Source organism: Xanthobacter sp. NM-25 (assembly GCF_022138605.1).
GTDB lineage: Bacteria > Pseudomonadota > Alphaproteobacteria > Rhizobiales > Xanthobacteraceae > Xanthobacter.
This window is the reverse complement of record NZ_JACBFS010000006.1, coordinates 269,793-286,772: the sequence shown is the minus strand read 5'-3', so window position 1 is coordinate 286,772 and position 16,980 is coordinate 269,793. Positions and strand designations below refer to the sequence as shown.

The 16,980-nt window shown below is 67.4% G+C and carries 13 protein-coding genes; 9 read left to right on the top strand and 4 right to left on the bottom strand.

Annotated elements, in window-relative coordinates:
- Positions 1-3: 3 nt before the first annotated feature.
- Together MEU52_RS17950 and MEU52_RS17945 are read right to left on the bottom strand one after the other, a co-directional pair.
- Positions 4-936 (bottom strand): response regulator transcription factor, encoded by a 933-nt coding sequence (locus MEU52_RS17950; protein ID WP_238123175.1) that lies wholly within the window; start codon positions 934-936, stop codon positions 4-6.
- Positions 926-4,306 (bottom strand): hybrid sensor histidine kinase/response regulator, encoded by a 3,381-nt coding sequence (locus MEU52_RS17945; RefSeq protein WP_238123446.1) that lies wholly within the window; start codon positions 4,304-4,306, stop codon positions 926-928. Before MEU52_RS17945 ends, MEU52_RS17950 begins: the two co-directional genes overlap by 11 nt.
- 498 nt (positions 4,307-4,804) lie before the next feature.
- Here MEU52_RS17945 and urtA point away from each other — a divergent pair, with 498 nt between their 5' ends.
- From urtA to MEU52_RS17910, 7 genes are all read left to right on the top strand, one after another.
- Entirely contained in the window at positions 4,805-6,013 is a 1,209-nt protein-coding gene (urtA, locus tag MEU52_RS17940) for an urea ABC transporter substrate-binding protein (RefSeq protein ID WP_443267568.1), read from the top strand.
- 135 nt (positions 6,014-6,148) lie between these two features.
- Positions 6,149-7,075, top strand: a complete 927-nt coding sequence (gene urtB, locus MEU52_RS17935; protein WP_238123177.1) for an urea ABC transporter permease subunit UrtB — start codon at positions 6,149-6,151, stop codon at positions 7,073-7,075.
- A gap of 10 nt (positions 7,076-7,085) precedes the next feature.
- The gene (urtC, locus tag MEU52_RS17930) at positions 7,086-8,210 is read left to right on the top strand and encodes an urea ABC transporter permease subunit UrtC (RefSeq protein WP_238123178.1); all 1,125 of its coding nucleotides are present in this window, start codon (positions 7,086-7,088) and stop codon (positions 8,208-8,210) included.
- A 12-nt stretch (positions 8,211-8,222) separates the two neighbouring features.
- On the top strand, positions 8,223-9,002 hold the full coding sequence (urtD, locus tag MEU52_RS17925) for an urea ABC transporter ATP-binding protein UrtD (protein WP_238123179.1): 780 nt from the start codon (positions 8,223-8,225) through the stop codon (positions 9,000-9,002).
- Between the two features lie 12 nt (positions 9,003-9,014).
- Positions 9,015-9,704, top strand: coding sequence for an urea ABC transporter ATP-binding subunit UrtE (gene urtE, locus MEU52_RS17920; RefSeq protein ID WP_238123180.1), 690 nt, complete (start codon positions 9,015-9,017; stop codon positions 9,702-9,704).
- A gap of 31 nt (positions 9,705-9,735) precedes the next feature.
- Positions 9,736-10,968 carry a formamidase gene (fmdA, locus tag MEU52_RS17915; RefSeq protein WP_238123181.1) on the top strand — a complete coding sequence of 411 codons (1,233 nt, stop codon included), beginning with the start codon at positions 9,736-9,738 and terminating at the stop codon, positions 10,966-10,968.
- Between the two features lie 77 nt (positions 10,969-11,045).
- Positions 11,046-11,399, top strand: a complete 354-nt coding sequence (locus MEU52_RS17910; RefSeq protein WP_238123182.1) for an FmdB family zinc ribbon protein — start codon at positions 11,046-11,048, stop codon at positions 11,397-11,399.
- 19 nt (positions 11,400-11,418) lie between these two features.
- On the opposite strand, the gene MEU52_RS17905 is transcribed toward MEU52_RS17910, so the two are convergent.
- Positions 11,419-12,330 carry a LysR family transcriptional regulator gene (locus MEU52_RS17905; RefSeq protein ID WP_238123183.1) on the bottom strand — a complete coding sequence of 304 codons (912 nt, stop codon included), beginning with the start codon at positions 12,328-12,330 and terminating at the stop codon, positions 11,419-11,421.
- Positions 12,331-12,474: 144 nt separating this feature from the next.
- Between MEU52_RS17905 and MEU52_RS17900 the strand changes: the two genes are divergently transcribed.
- Positions 12,475-14,520: a hydantoinase/oxoprolinase family protein gene (locus tag MEU52_RS17900; protein ID WP_238123184.1), complete on the top strand. Its 2,046-nt coding sequence runs from the start codon at positions 12,475-12,477 to the stop codon at positions 14,518-14,520.
- Positions 14,510-16,213, top strand: a complete 1,704-nt coding sequence (locus tag MEU52_RS17895; RefSeq protein ID WP_238123185.1) for a hydantoinase B/oxoprolinase family protein — start codon at positions 14,510-14,512, stop codon at positions 16,211-16,213. The genes MEU52_RS17900 and MEU52_RS17895 overlap by 11 nt, the downstream gene beginning before the upstream one ends.
- Before the next feature lie 17 nt (positions 16,214-16,230).
- Here MEU52_RS17895 and MEU52_RS17890 read toward each other — a convergent pair whose 3' ends face one another.
- A complete protein-coding gene (locus tag MEU52_RS17890) occupies positions 16,231-16,968 on the bottom strand; it encodes a GntR family transcriptional regulator (protein WP_238123186.1) in 738 nt (245 codons plus the stop codon).
- Positions 16,969-16,980: the final 12 nt, after the last annotated feature.

The following is a 16,980-nucleotide window of genomic DNA, read 5'->3' as shown; positions in this document are numbered from 1 at the left end:
CGCTCAGGGCGGCGTCAGCGCCCGCACCGCGGCGGCGGCCGCCGCCGCGCGGTTCTCCACGCCGATCTTGGCGTAGATCTGCTCCAGATGCTTGTTCACCGTGCGCGGCGACAGGCCGAGGATCTCGGCGATGTCGCGGTTGGGTTTGCCGCGGGCGATCCAGGCCAGCACCTCGGCTTCGCGCTGGGTGAGGCCGAAGGCGCCGCGCAGCGCTACCTCATCAAGGACACGGGTCGCCTCCGCCACCCGCAGCAGCAGCTCCTGCGGGCCCACCTGGCCCACATAGGAGAATTTGAGCCGCGCGGTGCCGTTCGCGTCGACGAGGGTGAAGGTCTCGCCCGCCCCGCCGGCGGCGCTGGCGCGGGCCTGGGCCAGCCAGGCGCGCACCGGCTCGGGCAGCAGGGCGTCCTCGCCGGCCGGCTGGGGGAGCGCCGCGGCCATGAGCCGGTTGGCCTGGGGCGTGCTCCACAGCACCCGCCCGTCGAGGGTGGCGGACATGAGGAAGCGGCCGGCGGCATCGAGCGCTACCTGGGCGCTCTGGGTCTGGCGGGCATTGGCGAGGTGCACCCGCATGCGGGCGATGATCTCGTCCGGCACCACGGGTTTCGCCACATAATCCACGCCGCCGGCATCGAGCCCGCGGACGATGTTCTCGGTCTCCGACAGGCCGGTCATGAAGATGACCGGCACATGGGCGAGCGCCGTGTTCGCCTTCAGCCGCCGGCAGGTCTCGAAACCGTCGAGGCCGGGCATGATGGCGTCCATGAGGATCACGTCGGGGGTGATCTGCTCCACCAAGGTGAGGGCGTTGGCGCCTTCTGTGGCCACCAGCACGGTGACGCCGGCGTCCTCCAAAGCGTCGGTGAGCAGGCTCAGGGTCTCGGGCGAATCGTCCACCACCAGGACGATGTCGCGTCGGGTCGCGCTATGGATCATCGCGGCGGAAGGCCTCCAGAACGGCCATGTAGCGGTTGAGGTCGAAATTGCGGACGAGGTCGCTCATCTGCGTCACGAACGGCCCGTTGGCGGGGGTCTCCTGGGCCAGCGCATCGAGCTTGGCGCGGATGCCGCGCACATAGCCGATGCGGCCGAGGTTCAAGAGCTCCTCGAGATGGGCCGCCGCCGGCGGCGTCACCACCTCGGGCACGGCCGGCACGGGGGCTGCACCCTCCGCCTCGAAGGTCCATTCGAGGCCCAGAAGGGTGCGGATCTTCTCCAGCAGCGCGCGCACATCCACCGGCTTCACGCACTGGTCGTCATGGAAGCGGGCGCCGTCGGCGCGGGTGATGTCGCCGGCATTGGCCGAGATCATGATGATATGGGCGTTGGGCGCCACCTTGGTGCGCAGCGCCTCGGATACGTCCCAGCCGGTGAGGTGGGGCATGGAGATGTCGAGCAGCACCAGGTCCGGCTTCACCTCGCCCGCCAGCGCCACCGAGCTCGGCCCGTCATCGGCGGTGAAGACGATGAAGCCCAGCGGCCGCAGGAGCTCGCACATGAGGTCGCGGTGGGCCTCGTCGTCATCGGCCACCAGCACCGTGCGGGGGGCGCCCTCATAGCCGATGATGCGGCGCTCCGGCGGGGTCGCGTCGGGCTGCGGCCGGGCTTCCGAGAGCAGCAGGCGCACCTTGAAGGTGGTGCCCTTGTCCACCTCGCTCTTCAAGGCGATGTCGCCGCCCATGATTTCGGTGAGCAGCTTGGTGATGGTGAGGCCGAGGCCGATGCCGATGGTGTTGAAGGTGCCGGCGCGGCTGCCCCGCTCGAACGGCTCGAAGATGCGCTCGCGCTCTTCCACCGGAATGCCGATGCCCGTGTCGGTGATCTCGAATTCCGCCACCTGGTTGCTATAGCTGACCGCGAAGGTCACCTGCCCGCGGGCGGTGAATTTGATGGCGTTGGACAAGAGGTTGATGAGGATCTGCCGCAGCCGCTTCTCGTCGGTGTGCACCACCTGCGGCAGGCGCGGCGCGCGGGTGTGGTGGAAGGCGATGCCGCGGGCTTCCGCCTGCAGGCGGAACATGTCGACGATCTGGTCCAAGAGCTCGTGGATGCGCACCTGATCGCGATAGAGGTGCAGGCGCCCGGCCTCGATCTTGGAGATGTCCAAAAGGCCATCGATGAGGCCGGACAGATGTTCGGACGAGCGCCGCACCACCCGGATGGCGTCGCGCCGGTGGGCGGGAATGGCGCTGTCGCGCTCCAGGAGCTGGGCATAGCCCAGAATGGCGTTGAGCGGCGTGCGCAGCTCATGGCTGATGCCCACCACATAACGGCTCTTGGCGAGATTGGCGGCCTCCGCCGCCTCCTTCGCCTTCTGCAGCTTGGCGTCGGTGCGCTTGTGGGCCTCGATCTCGCGCATCAGCAAGGCGGTCTGGCGCTGGCTCTCCTCCTGGGCGACGCGCCGGCTCTCCTGGGCCAGCACGAACAGCCAGGCCACCACGCCGACGATGATCATCAGGACGAAATAGAGGGTCCACAAGGTGGTGCGGATGGCATCCCCATGGATGGGGGATTCGAGCCGGGCATGGGAATAGATGAGCGCTAGGATGCCGCCGATGACCGTGGCGAGCACCGCGAGGATCGCCAGATAATACCCCACCCGGGTATTGAGTCGCCCCACCACGCTCTGCGGCAGGGTGGCCGCGAGCACGCCCATGAGCTGGTCGGACGCCCGCGCCTCGGTCTTGCACCGGTCGTTGCAGCGGGCATCCAGCGAGCAGCACAGGGAGCAGATGGGGCCCGCATAGACCGGGCATTGGGCCATGTCCTCCGGCTCGAAGCGATGCTCGCAGATGCAGCAGCGCACCAGGCCGTGGTGGCGTTTGGGCGTCACCCAGTCGGTCTTGGGCTGGCGCGCCATGTAGTATCGTCCGCCGGTGGCGAAGGCGATGACCGGCGCCGAGAGGAAGGCTGCGACCAGGGCGATGAACACGCTCAGGGCCTGCGCGGTCGCCCCCAGGAGGCCTGCATAGGCGGTGAGGGCGAGGCTGGCGCCGATCAGCACCGCGCCCAGCCCCACCGGGTTGATGTCGTAAAGGTGGGCGCGCTTGAACTCGATGGTGGGCGGGGAGAGGCCGAGCGGCTTGTTGACCACGAGGTCTCCCACCAGCGCCGCCACCCAGGCCACCGCGATGATGGCGAAGATGCCGAGGATCTGATCCAGCGCCTTGTAGATGCCGAGCTCCATGAGCAGCAAGGCGATGGTGACGTTGAACACCAGCCACACCACCCGCCCCGGGTGGGAATGGGTGAGGCGGGAGAAGAAGTTCGACCAGGCGATGGAGCCGGCATACGAATTGGTGACGTTGATCTTCAGCTGCGAGATGATCACGAACAGCCCGGTGAGCACCAGCGCCGCCTGGTGTGAGGGGACCACCTGCTCGAACGCCAGCAGATACATGCGGGTGGGTTCCGCCGCCTCCGCCACCGGCACGCCGGTCTGGAACACCAGATAGGCCAGCAGCGAGCCCACCAGCATCTTCAACGCCCCGGGGATGATCCAGCCCGGCCCCGCCGCCAGCAGGCTGAGCCACCAGCGCACATCCCCGCCGCCGCTGCGCTGGGGCAGGAAGCGCAGGAAGTCCACCTGCTCGCCGATCTGCGCCACCAGGGCGAACACCACCGTGGAGGCGGCGCCGAACGCCATGAGATTGAAGCTGCCATCGGCCGGGCCCCACTGGCCGGTGAACGTGGTCCATGCGGCGAGCTGGTCGTCCCGATTCACCAGCAGCAGGGCGAGCGGCACCAGGTGCAGCACCAGCCAGAGCGGCTGGGTCCAGGTCTGGAAGCGGCTGATGAAGGTGATGCCGTGGGTCACAAGCGGGATGACCGCCACCGCCCCCAGCACATAGCCGATGGCGAGCGGAATGCCGAAGCTCATCTCCAGCGCCAGTGCCAGGATCACCGCCTCGATGGCGAAGAAGATGAAGGTGAAGGAGGCATAGATCAGCGAGGTGACGGTGGAGCCGATATAGCCGAAGCCGGCGCCGCGGGTGAGCAGGTCGATGTCCACCCCGAACCGGGCAGCGTAATAGCTGATGGGCAGGCCGGTGGCGAAGATGATGGCGCTGACCACCAGGATCGCCGCCACAGCATTAGTGAAGCCATAGCTGAGCGTCACCGCCCCGCCGATGGCCTCCAGCGCCAGGAAGGAGATGGCGCCCAGCGCCGTGTTGGCCACCCGGAACGCCGACCAACGCCGCGCGCTCTTCGCGGTGAAGCGCAGCGCGAAGTCTTCCAGGGTTTCGTTGCGCACCCACTGATTGTATTGGCGTCTGACGCGGATGATCCGCTGCTCCGCCCCCATGGCTTCAGGTCCCATCGCCGTCGCGTCCGAAAGGACCTCCTTCTGCATCGCTCCCGTCTGCTTTTGGGGGCTGCCGCCTTGTGTCGGCGCATTACCCTGTGTCGGCGCACCTCCCCGTGTCGTCACGGCCGGGTGCCCGACCCTCGCCCCGCGCTGCGCCTCCGTTCCCCTGCCTCAAGGTGAGGCGGGGGCGGTGTGCCGCAGCGCAACAGTGTCGTGCTTCGCCCCGGGTTTGTCACCTCCCGTCGGTGCGCGCGCCACGGCGCCTTGCACAGGAAGATAGCCGCTCGGCCGGCGGGCCATATACGTCAATTGACGTATTGCCGGTTTGGCCGGAACCCGCGAACCATCATCTCCACCATAAATCTTCCAGACAATTCGCAGCCATCCCGTCATAGCGGTGGAGGGGGAAGTATGTCTTCTGATGATAAACGGCTTGGGCAAGGTCTGTCGCAGATGAATCTGGGGCGGCGCCAGATCCTGAAGGGGCTGGCGGCCATGCCGGTTGCTTCGGCTTTCGGGGCGTCCGCCTTCTTCCCGTCCTCGGCCTTTGCTCAGGCGCCGGCGACCTCGGCCATCAATACCACGGGCCTCTCCGTGACCGATACCGAGGTGACGGTGGGTATTCTGCACTCGGTCACCGGCACCATGGCCATTTCCGAGACCGGCTCGGTGCAGGCGGAAAAGCTCGCCATCGACCAGATCAACGCTGCGGGCGGCGTGCTCGGACGCAAGATCAAATATGTGCAGGAGGATGGCGCCTCCGACTGGCCGACCTTCGCCGAGAAGGCCAAGAAGCTGCTGGTGCAGGACAAGTGCGCCTCGGTGTTCGGCTGCTGGACCTCCGCCTCGCGCAAGGCGGTTCTGCCGGTGTTCGAGCAGTATAACGGCATGCTCTATTACCCGACCTTCTATGAAGGGCTGGAGCAGTCCAAGAACGTCATCTATACCGGCCAGGAGGCGACCCAGCAGATCATCGCCGGCCTCAACTGGGTGGTGCAGAACCGCGGCGCCCAGAGCTTCTATCTGCTCGGCTCCGACTATATCTGGCCGCGCACCTCCAACAAGATCGCCCGCAAGCACATCGAGAATTTCCTCAAACTCCAGGTGGTGGGCGAGGAATATTTCCCGCTGGGGCATACGCAGTTCAATTCGGCCATCAACAAGATCAAGCTCAAGAAGCCGGATGTCATCTATGCCATCATCGTCGGCGGCTCCAACGTCGCTTTCTACAAGCAGCTGAAGGCGGCGGGCATCGACCTGTCCAAGCAGACCCTGCTCACCATCTCGGTGACCGAGGACGAAATTCTGGGCATCGGCGGCGAGAATATCGCCGGGGCGCTCGCCTGCATGAAGTATTTCCAATCCCTCGACAATCCCAACAACAAGGCGTTCGTGGAGGCGTTCAAGACCGCCTACGGCCCCAACATGGTGATCGGCGACGTGACCCAGGCGGCGTATCTCGGGCCGTGGCTGTGGAAGCTCACGGTGGAGAAGGCCGGCTCCTTCGACATCGACAAGGTGGCCGCCGCTTCTCCGGGCGTCGCCTTCGACAAGGCGCCGGAAGGCTATGTGCGCATCCACGAGAACCACCATCTGTGGAGCAAGACCCGCGTCGGCAAGGCCCGTCCCGACGGCCAGTTCGACGTGCTCTACGAGACCGCGGAACTGGTGGAGCCCGATCCCTTCCCCAAGGGCTACCAGTGAGCCCAGGGCTCACCCGTTGCGCCGTCCCCCGCTGAGGGGCGGCGCGCCACCCGTCCGCGCGGCCCGCGGGCGGGTTCCATCCGGAACCGGCTTCGCCTTGGGGATCATGCGGCCCGCGCCGCTGGGGGTGCTTTGATGTTCATGGGATATTCGCTGGGGGAGCTGGGCTCCATCTTCGCCATGCAGGCCTTCGCCGGCCTGATCCTGTTCTCCGTGTTCGTGCTCATGTCGCTGGGCCTCGCCATCATTTTCGGCCAGATGGGCGTGATCAACATGGCGCACGGCGAGTTCATGATCCTCGGCGCCTACATGACCTACTTGACCTCGCAGGCGTTCCACGCCTTCGCCCCGGGGCTCTACGGCATCTACTTCTTCGTCGCCATGGCGGTGGCCTTCTGCGCCTCCGGCGCCCTGGGCATGCTGGTGGAGTGGAGCATGATCCGCTTCCTCTACAAGCGGCCGCTGGACACCCTGCTCGCCACCTGGGGCCTCTCCCTCATCATGCAGCAGGCGTTCCGCTCCATCTTCGGGGCCCGTGAGGTGGGCGTGGAGCTGCCGGACTGGATGATGGGTTCGCTGCCCATCACCGACACCATCGAGGTGCAGATCAACGGCCTGTTCGTCATGGGCCTCACCACCCTCATCGCCATCGCCGTCTATTTGCTCATGTTCCGCTCGCGCTGGGGGCTGCAGGTGCGCGCCGTGGTGCTGAACCGGCCCATGGCCGGGGCGGTGGGCATCGATACCGAGCGGGTGGACCGCTTCACCTTCGGCCTCGGTTGCGGCATCGCCGGCATCGCCGGCAGCGCCTTCACCATGATCGGCTCCACCGGGCCGACCGCCGGCCAGCTCTATATCGTCGATACCTTCCTGGTGGTGGTGTTCGGCGGTGCCGCCTCTCTTGCCGGCACCATCGCCTCGGCCTTCACCATCTCCCAGGCGCAGTCGACCATGGAATTCTTCATGTCCGGCTCCATGGCCAAGGTGCTCACCCTGCTGGTGGTGGTCTGCATCCTCATGGTGCGGCCGGAAGGCCTGTTCGTCCTCAAGGTCCGGCGCTGAGGAGGCCGACATGACGCAAGCGCTCTCCCCCCGTTTCAAGAACCTCCTCGGCCTTCTCATCCTCGCCGTGCTGCTGGCGGTGGTGCTGCCCCTGGTGCTGGAGCCGTTCCGACTCAACATGGTGGGCAAGTATCTCACCTATGCTTTCGTGGCGGTGGGCCTGGTGCTGTGCTGGGGCAATGCCGGCATCCTCTCCCTGGGCCAGGGGGTGTTCTTCGGCCTCGGCGGCTATGCCATGGCCATGTATCTGAAGCTTCAGTCCTCCACGCCCGAGGCCACCAAGATCCAGTCCACCCCCGGCATTCCCGATTTCATGGACTGGAACCAGATCACCCAGCTGCCCTTCTTCTGGGTGCCGTTCAAGTCCCTGCCCCTGTCCATCCTGGCGGTGGTGCTGGTGCCGAGCGTGTTCGCCTTCATCATCTCCTATGCCATGTTCCGGCGGCGGGTGGGCGGCGTCTATTTCGCCATCATCACCCAGGCGCTCGCCGCCATCATGACCATCCTCATCGTCGGCCAGCAGGGCTACACCGGCGGCATCAACGGCATCACCGACCTGCGGACCCTGGCAGGTTGGGACATCCGCACCGACAGCGCGAAGACTATTCTCTACTTCGTCAACGTGGCGCTGCTGCTGGGGGCCATCGTGCTGTGCCAATGGGTGCGCGGCTCCAAGCTCGGGCGCATCCTGGTGGCCATGCGGGACAAGGAGGACCGGGTGCGGTTCTCCGGCTATGACGTGGCGAGCTTCAAGGTGTTCGTGTTCTGCCTCGCGGCGGCGCTGGCGGGCGTCGGCGGGGCCATGTTCACCCTGCAGGTGGGCTTCATGTCCCCCTCCTTCGTCGGCATCGTGCCCTCGATCGAGATGGTCATCTATACGGCGGTGGGCGGACGCCTCTCCCTGCTGGGAGCGGTCTACGGCACCCTTCTGGTGAACTGGGCCAAGACGTCGTTCTCGGAAAGCTTTCCGGAGCTGTGGCTGTTCGGCCTCGGTGCCTTGTTCATCGCCGTGGTGCTGCTGTTCCCCAACGGCTTGGCCGGCCTCTATCGCAGCCATGTGGAGCCGCGCATCGACGCGCTGTTCGGCGGCAAGGGCCGCTCCGGTTCCCGCCCCGCGCCCGCTCCGGCCGAATGAGGAGATGCCCCGATGAACGCGCAAGCTGTCCCCACCGTCATCACCGACCAGATGGGCCCCGATTTCCTCCTGGCGGTGGAAGGTCTCACTGTCTCCTTCGACGGTTTCAAGGCGGTGGACGACCTCTCCTTCTATGTGGATGAGAATGAGATCCGGGTGATCATCGGCCCCAACGGCGCCGGCAAGACCACGGTGCTCGATCTCATCTGCGGCCGCACCAAGGCCACCGCGGGCTCGGTGAAGTTCAAGAACACCGAGCTTACCCGCCTGAAGGAATATGAGATCGTCCGCGCCGGGGTGGGGCGGAAATTCCAGAACCCCTCCATCTATGAGGACCTCACCGTCTTCGAGAATCTGGAGATCTCGTTTCCGCGCGGACGTGGCGTGTTCGGCGCCCTTGCCTTCAAGCGGGATGCGCAGGTGATCGAGCGGGTGGAGGAGGTGGCCAAGACCATCTTCCTGGCCGACCAGCTCCACCAGCGGGCCGAATATCTGAGCCACGGCCAGAAACAGTGGCTGGAAATCGGCATGCTGCTGATCCAGGACCCCGAACTCTTGATGCTGGACGAGCCGGTGGCCGGCATGAGCGTCGCCGAGCGCAAGAAGACGGCGGAATTGCTCAACACCATCATCAAGGATCGCTCGGTGATCGTGATCGAGCACGACATGAAGTTCGTGGAGGATATCGCCCACAAGGTCACCGTGCTGCACCAGGGCAGGATCCTCGCCGAGGGGCCCATGGCCAAGGTGCAGGCCGATCCCAAGGTCATCGAAGTCTATCTCGGCCACTGAGGGGAAACGACCATGCTCAATGTCGACAAGCTCGTCGTCTCCTATGGCCAGAGCGAAGTGCTGCACGGCCTCACCTTCGATGTGGCGCCGGGGGAGATCGTCGCCATCATGGGCCGCAACGGCATGGGCAAGACCACGCTCATGAAGTCGCTGATGGGGGTGGTGCCCACCAAATCCGGCGCCGTCACTTTAGGGGCCGATCCGATCACCGATCTGAAGAGCTATCAGCGGGTGGCGCGGGGCATCGCCTATGTGCCGCAGGGGCGGATGATCTTCTCCTCCATGACGGTGCAGGAGAATATCGAGACCGGCCTCGTCGCCCATCATGACAGCAAGGTGCCGCCGGACATCTATGAATTATTCCCAGTGCTGCTCGATATGAAGCATCGGCGCGGCGGCAACCTTTCCGGTGGCCAGCAGCAGCAATTGGCCATCGCCCGGGCGCTCGCCACCCGCCCCAAGGTGCTGTTGCTGGATGAGCCCACCGAGGGCATCCAGCCCTCCATCATCCGCGAGATGGCGCGCACCCTGAAGCGCATCCGCGCCGAGCGGGGCCTGTCCATCGTGGTGTCGGAACAGGTGCTCTCCTTCGCCCTCGACATCGCCGACCGGGTGCTGGTGATCGAGAATGGCGAGATCGTCCATCAGGACCTGCGCGCCGATATCGACGAGGCCAAGGTCGCCCGTTTCCTGTCCGTCTAACGCTTCTGCCCGTTCAACCTGAGGAAGAGCCATGCCTGAGACCCTGATCTCGGTCGACCTGTCGCGGCCGGCCACGGAGAATGAGAACCTCCACAACCGCTGGCATCCGGATATCCCGATCGCCGTGTGGGTCGATCCCGGCGCCGATTTCCGGGTGGAGACGGTGGACTGGACCGGCGGCGCCATCAAGAACGACGACAGTGCCGACGACATCCGCGACGTGGATCTCACCACCGTGCACTATCTCTCCGGCCCCATCGGCGTGAAGGGCGCCGAGCCCGGCGACCTCCTGGTGGTGGACATCCTCGACGCCGGCACGCTGGAGGGCCACGAATGGGGCTTCAACGGCTTCTTCTCCAAGAAGAACGGCGGCGGCTTCCTCACCGATCAGTTCCCGCTCGCGCAGAAGTCGGTGTGGCATTACGAGGGCCTGTTCACCCGCTCGCGGCATGTGCCCGGCGTGGGCTTTGCCGGCCTCATCCATCCCGGCCTCATCGGCACCCTGCCGTCGAAGGCGCTGCTCGACACCTGGAATACCCGCGAGCAGGCGCTCATCGACACCAATCCCACCCGCAATCCGCCGCTGGCCAACCCGCCCTTCGCCAAGACGGCCCATCTCGGCCGCCTCACCGGTGACGACAAGGCGCGGGTGGCGGCGGAAGGTGCGCGCACGGTGCCGCCCCGCGAGCATGGCGGCAATTGCGACATCAAGGATCTGTCGCGCGGCTCGCGCATTTACTTCCCGGTCTATGTGCCGGGCGCCGGCCTTTCCATGGGCGACATGCACTTCTCCCAGGGCGATGGCGAAATCACCTTCTGCGGCGCCATTGAGATGTTCGGCGCGTGGCTCCACATCAAGGTGGACCTCATTAAGGAGGGGATGACCAAGTACGGCATCAAGAATCCCATCTTCAAGCCCTCACCCATCACCCCCAATTACAAGGACTACCTCATCTTCGAGGGGATCTCGGTGGATGAGAGCGGCACCCAGCATTATCTCGATGCCAATGTGGCCTATCGTCAGGCCTGTCTGAACGCCATCGAATACCTGAAGAAGTTCGGCTATTCGGGCGCCCAGGCCTATTCGCTGCTCGGCGTCGCGCCGGTGCAGGGGCATCTGTCGGGGGTCGTGGATATTCCCAATTCCTGCGCCACCTTGTGGTTGCCCACGGAAATCTTCGATTTCGACATCAAGCCTTCGGCGGCCGGGCCGCAGAAGTTCCTCGATGGCTCCATCGACATGCCGGTCGCGCTGGAAGACTGAACCCCCTCTCTGCCGGGGCGCCCCGCGCTCCGGCGGCCTTTTCTTGTGAGTTCCTGCGATTGACGCGGAGGATGCCCATGCCGGTCTATGATTACATGTGCGAGGACTGCGGGCCGTTCACCCAGATGCACCCCATGAGCCAATGCGACGCGGCGCAGCCCTGCCCGGAGTGCCGCGCGTTTTCCCCCCGCGCCTTCCTCACCGCGCCCCATGTGGCGGGCATGGATGCGGGCCGCCGCGCCGCCTTCGCCACCAACGAGCGCAGCGCCAACGCGCCGTTGAGCGTGGGTGAATATGCCGAGAAGAGCGCCCGCGCCCAGCACAAGGCGGGTTGCGCCTGCTGCGCGCCGAAGATGAAGAGCCGCACCCGCGTCTCGCCCACCGGCGCTAAGAGTTTTCCCACCGCGCGGCCGTGGATGATCAGCCACTGAGCCTGCCCTTTCACGCCGGTCAGGGCGGGGGCTGATCCACCGCCTTCAGCGCCGTCCGCAGCCGGCGCTCGAAGGCGGCGGTCGCCTTTGACAGGGTCCGTCCCGTGCCGCATAGCAGCTCCAATTGGCCGGCGCCCAGCAGCGGATCGGCGATGGGGCGCATGGTGAGCGTTCCGGCGGCGCAGGCGGCGACACCGGAGAGATGGGCGAGAATGGCGACCCCTTCGGTGCGGGCGGCGACGGCGAGGCGCAGCGCCACGGAATCGCTCTCCAGCGCCACCTGTTCCAGAATGAGCCGCGCCCGCCGCGCCGCCTCCTCGATCAGCAGGCGGGTGGGGGAGCCGGCCGGCGGCAGGATAAGGCGCGCGCCGGCGAGATCGGCGAGCCTCACCGCCTCTTGCCGGGCGAGATCATGGCCGGGCCGCACCAGCGCCACCAACGGCTGGCGGGCGGCGGCGCGCACGGTGAGGCCCTCGGTGCGCGGCGCATTGTAGGCGATGCCGAGCTCCACGATGCCTTCCTGCACCAGGCGCGCCACCTGGCGCGAATTGCCCACCCGCGCCTCCACGCCAATGCCGGGATAGCGGGCCTGGAAGCGGGCGATGCAGGCGGCCAGCGGCCCGCTGGCGAAGGGTTCGATGGCGCCGATGCGGATCTGCCCGGTCCTGAGGCCGGCGAAGGCCGCGATCTCTTCGCGGGCGCCGTTCATCTGGTCGAGGGTGAGGCGGGCATGGCGCAGCACCACCCGTCCGGCGGGGGTGGGCACTACCCCGCGCGGCAGGCGCTCCAGCAATTGCGCGCCAAACTCCCGCTCCAGGGCCAGGATCTGCCGGCTCAGCGCCGATTGGGCCAGATGCAGCGTATCCGCCGCCTCGCGGATCGCGCCCGCCTCCACCACGGCGATGAAATTGCGCAGCGCGTTCAGGTTCATGTCCACCTCGCGATCTCGGCTCTCTGACTGATGCCATTTTGGCATCGCAAAGGCCAGATCAATGTCATTGTTTGCCGCCTCGCGGCCTGCCCTGATGGAGCCTTCGAGAGTGGAGGCTTCCATGCAACGGGTGAGGATGCGGCGGTGCTGATCGGCGTGGACGTGGGGGGAACCTTCACGGATCTGGTGCTCGCCGATGGCGCGGGCGTTTCGTTCCACAAGGCGCCCTCGACGCCGGATGATCCCTCGCGCGGGGTGGTGGATGCCCTGGAGGGCATGGCGGCCGCCCGTGGCGAGAGCCTCGATGCGCTGCTCGCCAAGGTCACCGTCTTCATCCATGGCACGACGGTCGCCACCAACATCCTGGTGCAGCGGGCCGGCGCTAAGCTGGGCCTCGTCACCACCCGCGGCTTCCGCGACCTGATCGAGCTGCGCGACGGCGCCCGCGAGAACCGCTACGCCCTGCGCACCGCGCCGCCGGAGCCCATCGTCGCGCGGCCGCTGCGACTGGAGGTAAGCGAGCGGGTGGGGGCCGACGGCACTGTCACCACCCCCCTCGATGCCACCGAGCTCGATGCGGCCATCGCCGCCTTGAAGGCGGCGGGAGTGGAAGGGGTGGTGGTCGCCTTCCTCCACGCCCATCGCCGGCCGGAACATGAATTGGCAGTGCGCGAGGCCATCGCCCGCGCCGGCTGGAGCCCGTTCGTGTCCCTGAGCCACGAGGTGCTCTCCCGCGAGGGGGAATATGACCGGCTCTCCACCGCTCTGGTGAATGCCTATGTGGGGCCGGGGCTGCGGGATTATCTGCAGCACCTGTCCGATCAATTGCAGGCGCGGGGCATCACCGTGCCCATCTTCGTCATGCAGTCGGCGGGCGGGGTACTGCCCATCGCGGCGGCGGCACGCCGGGCGGTGGGGGCGGTCACCAGCGGGCCGGCGGGCGGGGCCATGTCGGGGGCGCTGTTCGCCCAGGCGCTCGGCGCCGGCAACCTCGTCACCTACGACACCGGCGGCACCACCACCGACATCTGCGTGATCGAGAATGGCCGCCCGGTGGAGCGGGACAAGACCGATCTCGCCGGCCTGCGCATCACCGCACCGGCCATCGAGGTCAATCCCATCGGCATCGGCGGTGGCAGCCTGGCGCGCATGGATGCGAGCGGCATCCTGGCGGTGGGGCCGCGCAGCGCCGGTGCCGCGCCGGGGCCCGCCTGTTTCGGCAAGGGCGGCACCCGCGCCACCCTCACCGATGCCAATCTGGTGCTGGGCTTTATCTCGCCGGAGACCTTCCTCGGTGGGCGCATGCGGCTGTCGGTGGACGCCGCTCGCGCCGCCATCGCCGCCGATGTGGCGGAGCCCCTGGGGCTTTCGGTGGAGGAGGGGGCCTGGGCCGTGCACGTGCTCGCCACCTCCGGCATCACCGAAGGCATCCGCCTTGCCACCGTGCGGCGTGGCCGCGACCCGCGCGATTTCGCGCTGATGTCGTTCGGTGGAGCCGGGGGCCTCCACGCCAATGGGGTGGCCCGCGAATTGTCCATCCCGAAGGTGATCGTGCCGCGCATGGCCTCGGTGCTCTCGGCGGTGGGCTTCCTGGCGGCGGACATCCGCCAGGACCTGCAATGCACCCTCGATCGGCCCATCGGCGCCCTGAGCGCCCCGGAGATCGAGGCGGTGTTCGCCGATCTCGAGGCCCGCGCCCGCAAGCTCTTGGCGGAGAGTGGCGTGGGCAGCGCCGACATTCGCGTGCAGCGCTCCATGGAATGCCGCTATGCCCGGCAGATCCACGGCATTCCCGTCACGGTCGGCGCCAACTGCGATCCGGCGGCGCTGGAACAGGCCTTCACGCAGGCCTATCGCGGCCTCTACCACCACGCCCATGAGGGCGAGCCCGGCATCATCGATACCTGCCGGGTCTCGGTGTTCGGCGCCTTGCCCAAGCTGACCCTGCCCATGGAGGAGGAGGGGCCGGCCGATCCCACCCCGGCGCTGCGCGGCATCCGCGAGACCTATCTCAAGACCCCGCTGCGCGCGCCCATCTATTGGTTCGATGATCTGCGCGCCGGCATGCGCGTATCGGGTCCGGCCATCGTCGAATCCGCCTCCACCACCATTCTGGTCGAGCCCGGCAGCACCGGTACGGTGGACCGGTTCGGCAGCCTCGTCATCGAGAGCGTTTCAGATGTCCAGTGAACCGGCCTCCTCGCGCGAGCCCTTGAGCCCGCTCACCCTCGCCGTCGTCCGTCACAAGCTGAAGGCGGTGACGGAAGAGATGGTGGAGACCATGACGCACACCTGCTTCTCGCCGATCCTGAACCAGAATCAGGATTTCTCGGCGGTGGTGCTGGATGCGGATTTCCTCACCGTCTCCCAGGCCGAGCGGGTGCCCATCCACATGGGCGCCATGCCCCGCGCGGTGCAATTGATGGCGCAGGCCGTCGCCGACGATCTGGCGGAAGGCGACGTGCTGATGGCCAACGACCCCTATTGGGGCGGCAGCCACCTGCCGGACGTGACCTTGGCCATGCCATTTTTTGCTGACGGCAAAGTGCGCCTGTGGGTGGCGCTGCGCGCCCATCAGGGCGACATCGGCGGCATGTCGGCGGGCGGCTATGCGGCCGCCGCCACCGAGATCTGGCAGGAGGGGCTGCGCATTCCGCCGGTGCGGCTGGTGCACGCCGGCCAGCTCAAGGACGACGTGCTGCGCCTGGTGGCGGAGAATTCCCGCAAGCCCGGCGATCTGCGCGGCGATATCCTGGCCCAGCTCACCGCCGTGCGCCTCGGCGCCGGCCGGCTCGGCGATCTCTATGCCCGCTATGGTAGCGCCGAGATCGCCGCCTGCGTCAAGGCGGTGCTGGATGGCGGCGAGGCGGTGATGCGCGCTTTGCTGAAGGGCTGCCAGGAAGGCCGTCACAGTGCCATCGGCCATATGGAATTTGCCGGCGCGACCGGGGGCCTTTTGCCCATTCCCGTCACCATCGACATCGCCGATGGCCGGGCGGTGGTGGACCTTTCCGCCTGTCCGGACCAGGTGAAGGCCTTCATCAACAGTCCCTTTGCCAACACTCGCGCGGCGGTGATGGTGGCGTTCCTCTATTTCAGCGGCGACGAGGACGGGCTCAACGACGGCAGCGCCCGCGCCATCGAGATCCGCACCCGGCCGGGCAGCCTGCTCGATCCGGTGGTGCCGGCGCCAGTGGGGGCCTGCACCTCCTCCACCGCCTGCGCCCTCATCGAGGCGGTGCTGCAGGCGCTGGAAGGGGCGGACCCGGCCCGCGCCATCGGCGGCTTCGCCCGCCGCTTCCGCTTCGCCCTCGCGGGGGCGGACCGGGGCGGGGTGCCCTTCATCTGGCACTATTTCTTCAACAAGGGCGGCACCGGCGCCAGCGCGGGACATGACGGCTGGGTCAATATCGGCGGGCTGCACAATCCCGGCGGCACCGCCTCGCCCAGCGTGGAGCGCACCGAGGCCGCCTATCCGCTGGTGGTGGAGGAATATGCGCTCACCACCGACAGCGGCGGCGCCGGGCGCTGGCGCGGCGGCCTCGGCGGGCGGCTGGTGCTGCGCTATGAGGGCCCGGAACCGGCGGTGCTGAACGCCTCGGGCGAAGGGGTGCTGGTGCGGCCGGCGGGCACGGCCGGCGGCGCCGATGGGCCGGGCCACGCCTATGCCCTGGAGAGCGCCGGCGCCTCCCATGCCATCGGCGTGCATGCGAGCGGCCTGAAGGTGGCGCCCGGCGCCCGCGTGGTGTGCCTGTCGGCCGGGGGCGGCGGCTATGGTGATCCCCGCCAGCGGGAGCGGGCGGCGGTGGCCCGGGATGTGGCCTCAGGCTATGTCAGCCCGGCGGCGGCGCGGGACATCTACGGGCTGGAGGATGCGGGATGAGGGGCACGCCGGCCGGTTCAATCCCCGCGGGTCTGCTGCACCACATAGTCGATGTGGAATTCGTCGCGATACATGGATTCGCCGCACACCAGCGGCCGCCGGTCGGCGCTGAACAGCACATAATCGCGGATCAGCACCGGCGCCCCGCGCTTCACCCCGAGCCGATCGGCGGTCTGGCCGCGGGCGGTGCCGGCGCGGATGCGCCCTTCCACCCGCTGCACCCTGAGGCCGAACGCCTCGTCGAGGATCTGGTGGAGCGACTTTTCCGCCAGCAGCGCGGGGGTGATGCGGCTGCCCAGCTCGTCGGGGATGATGCGGTGCTCAATGCTCATGGGCTTGCCGCCGACGAGGCGCAGGCGATCGAGCTCGAACACGGCGCCGCCGGGCTCCAGATGCAGCGCCTCGATCTCGCCGGGGCTGGCGGCACGCGGTGTGAAATGCAGGGTCTCATAGCCCACCCTCGCGCCCTTGGCGCTCACCTGCTCCTCGAACGAGCGCACCCGCGTGAGGTCGATGGGGGCGCTGAGGCGGGCCGGCGCCACGAAGGTGCCGCTGCCGGAGCGGCGCACGATCACCCCCTCGAACACCAGCTGCTGCAGGGCCCGCGCGACGGTGGCGCGGGTGGTGGAGAAGCGCTTGGCCAGTTCCGGTTCCGAGGGCGCGCGATCGCCTTCCGCCAGCCGCCCCGACGTGATCTCGTCGCGGATGAACTGCTGGATGCGCGCGTAGATCGGCGTGAAGTCGGTTGACGACAAAAGGCACCCCTT

Coding starts and splice junctions, on each gene's coding strand:
- MEU52_RS17950 (WP_238123175.1), bottom strand. CDS start 936: ATGATCCATAGCGCGACCCGACGCGACATCGTCCTGGTGGTGGACGAT.
- MEU52_RS17945 (WP_238123446.1), bottom strand. CDS start 4,306: ATGGGGGCGGAGCAGCGGATCATCCGCGTCAGACGCCAATACAATCAG.
- urtA (WP_443267568.1), top strand. CDS start 4,805: ATGCCGGTTGCTTCGGCTTTCGGGGCGTCCGCCTTCTTCCCGTCCTCG.
- urtB (WP_238123177.1), top strand. CDS start 6,149: ATGTTCATGGGATATTCGCTGGGGGAGCTGGGCTCCATCTTCGCCATG.
- urtC (WP_238123178.1), top strand. CDS start 7,086: ATGACGCAAGCGCTCTCCCCCCGTTTCAAGAACCTCCTCGGCCTTCTC.
- urtD (WP_238123179.1), top strand. CDS start 8,223: ATGAACGCGCAAGCTGTCCCCACCGTCATCACCGACCAGATGGGCCCC.
- urtE (WP_238123180.1), top strand. CDS start 9,015: ATGCTCAATGTCGACAAGCTCGTCGTCTCCTATGGCCAGAGCGAAGTG.
- fmdA (WP_238123181.1), top strand. CDS start 9,736: ATGCCTGAGACCCTGATCTCGGTCGACCTGTCGCGGCCGGCCACGGAG.
- MEU52_RS17910 (WP_238123182.1), top strand. CDS start 11,046: ATGCCGGTCTATGATTACATGTGCGAGGACTGCGGGCCGTTCACCCAG.
- MEU52_RS17905 (WP_238123183.1), bottom strand. CDS start 12,330: ATGAACCTGAACGCGCTGCGCAATTTCATCGCCGTGGTGGAGGCGGGC.
- MEU52_RS17895 (WP_238123185.1), top strand. CDS start 14,510: ATGTCCAGTGAACCGGCCTCCTCGCGCGAGCCCTTGAGCCCGCTCACC.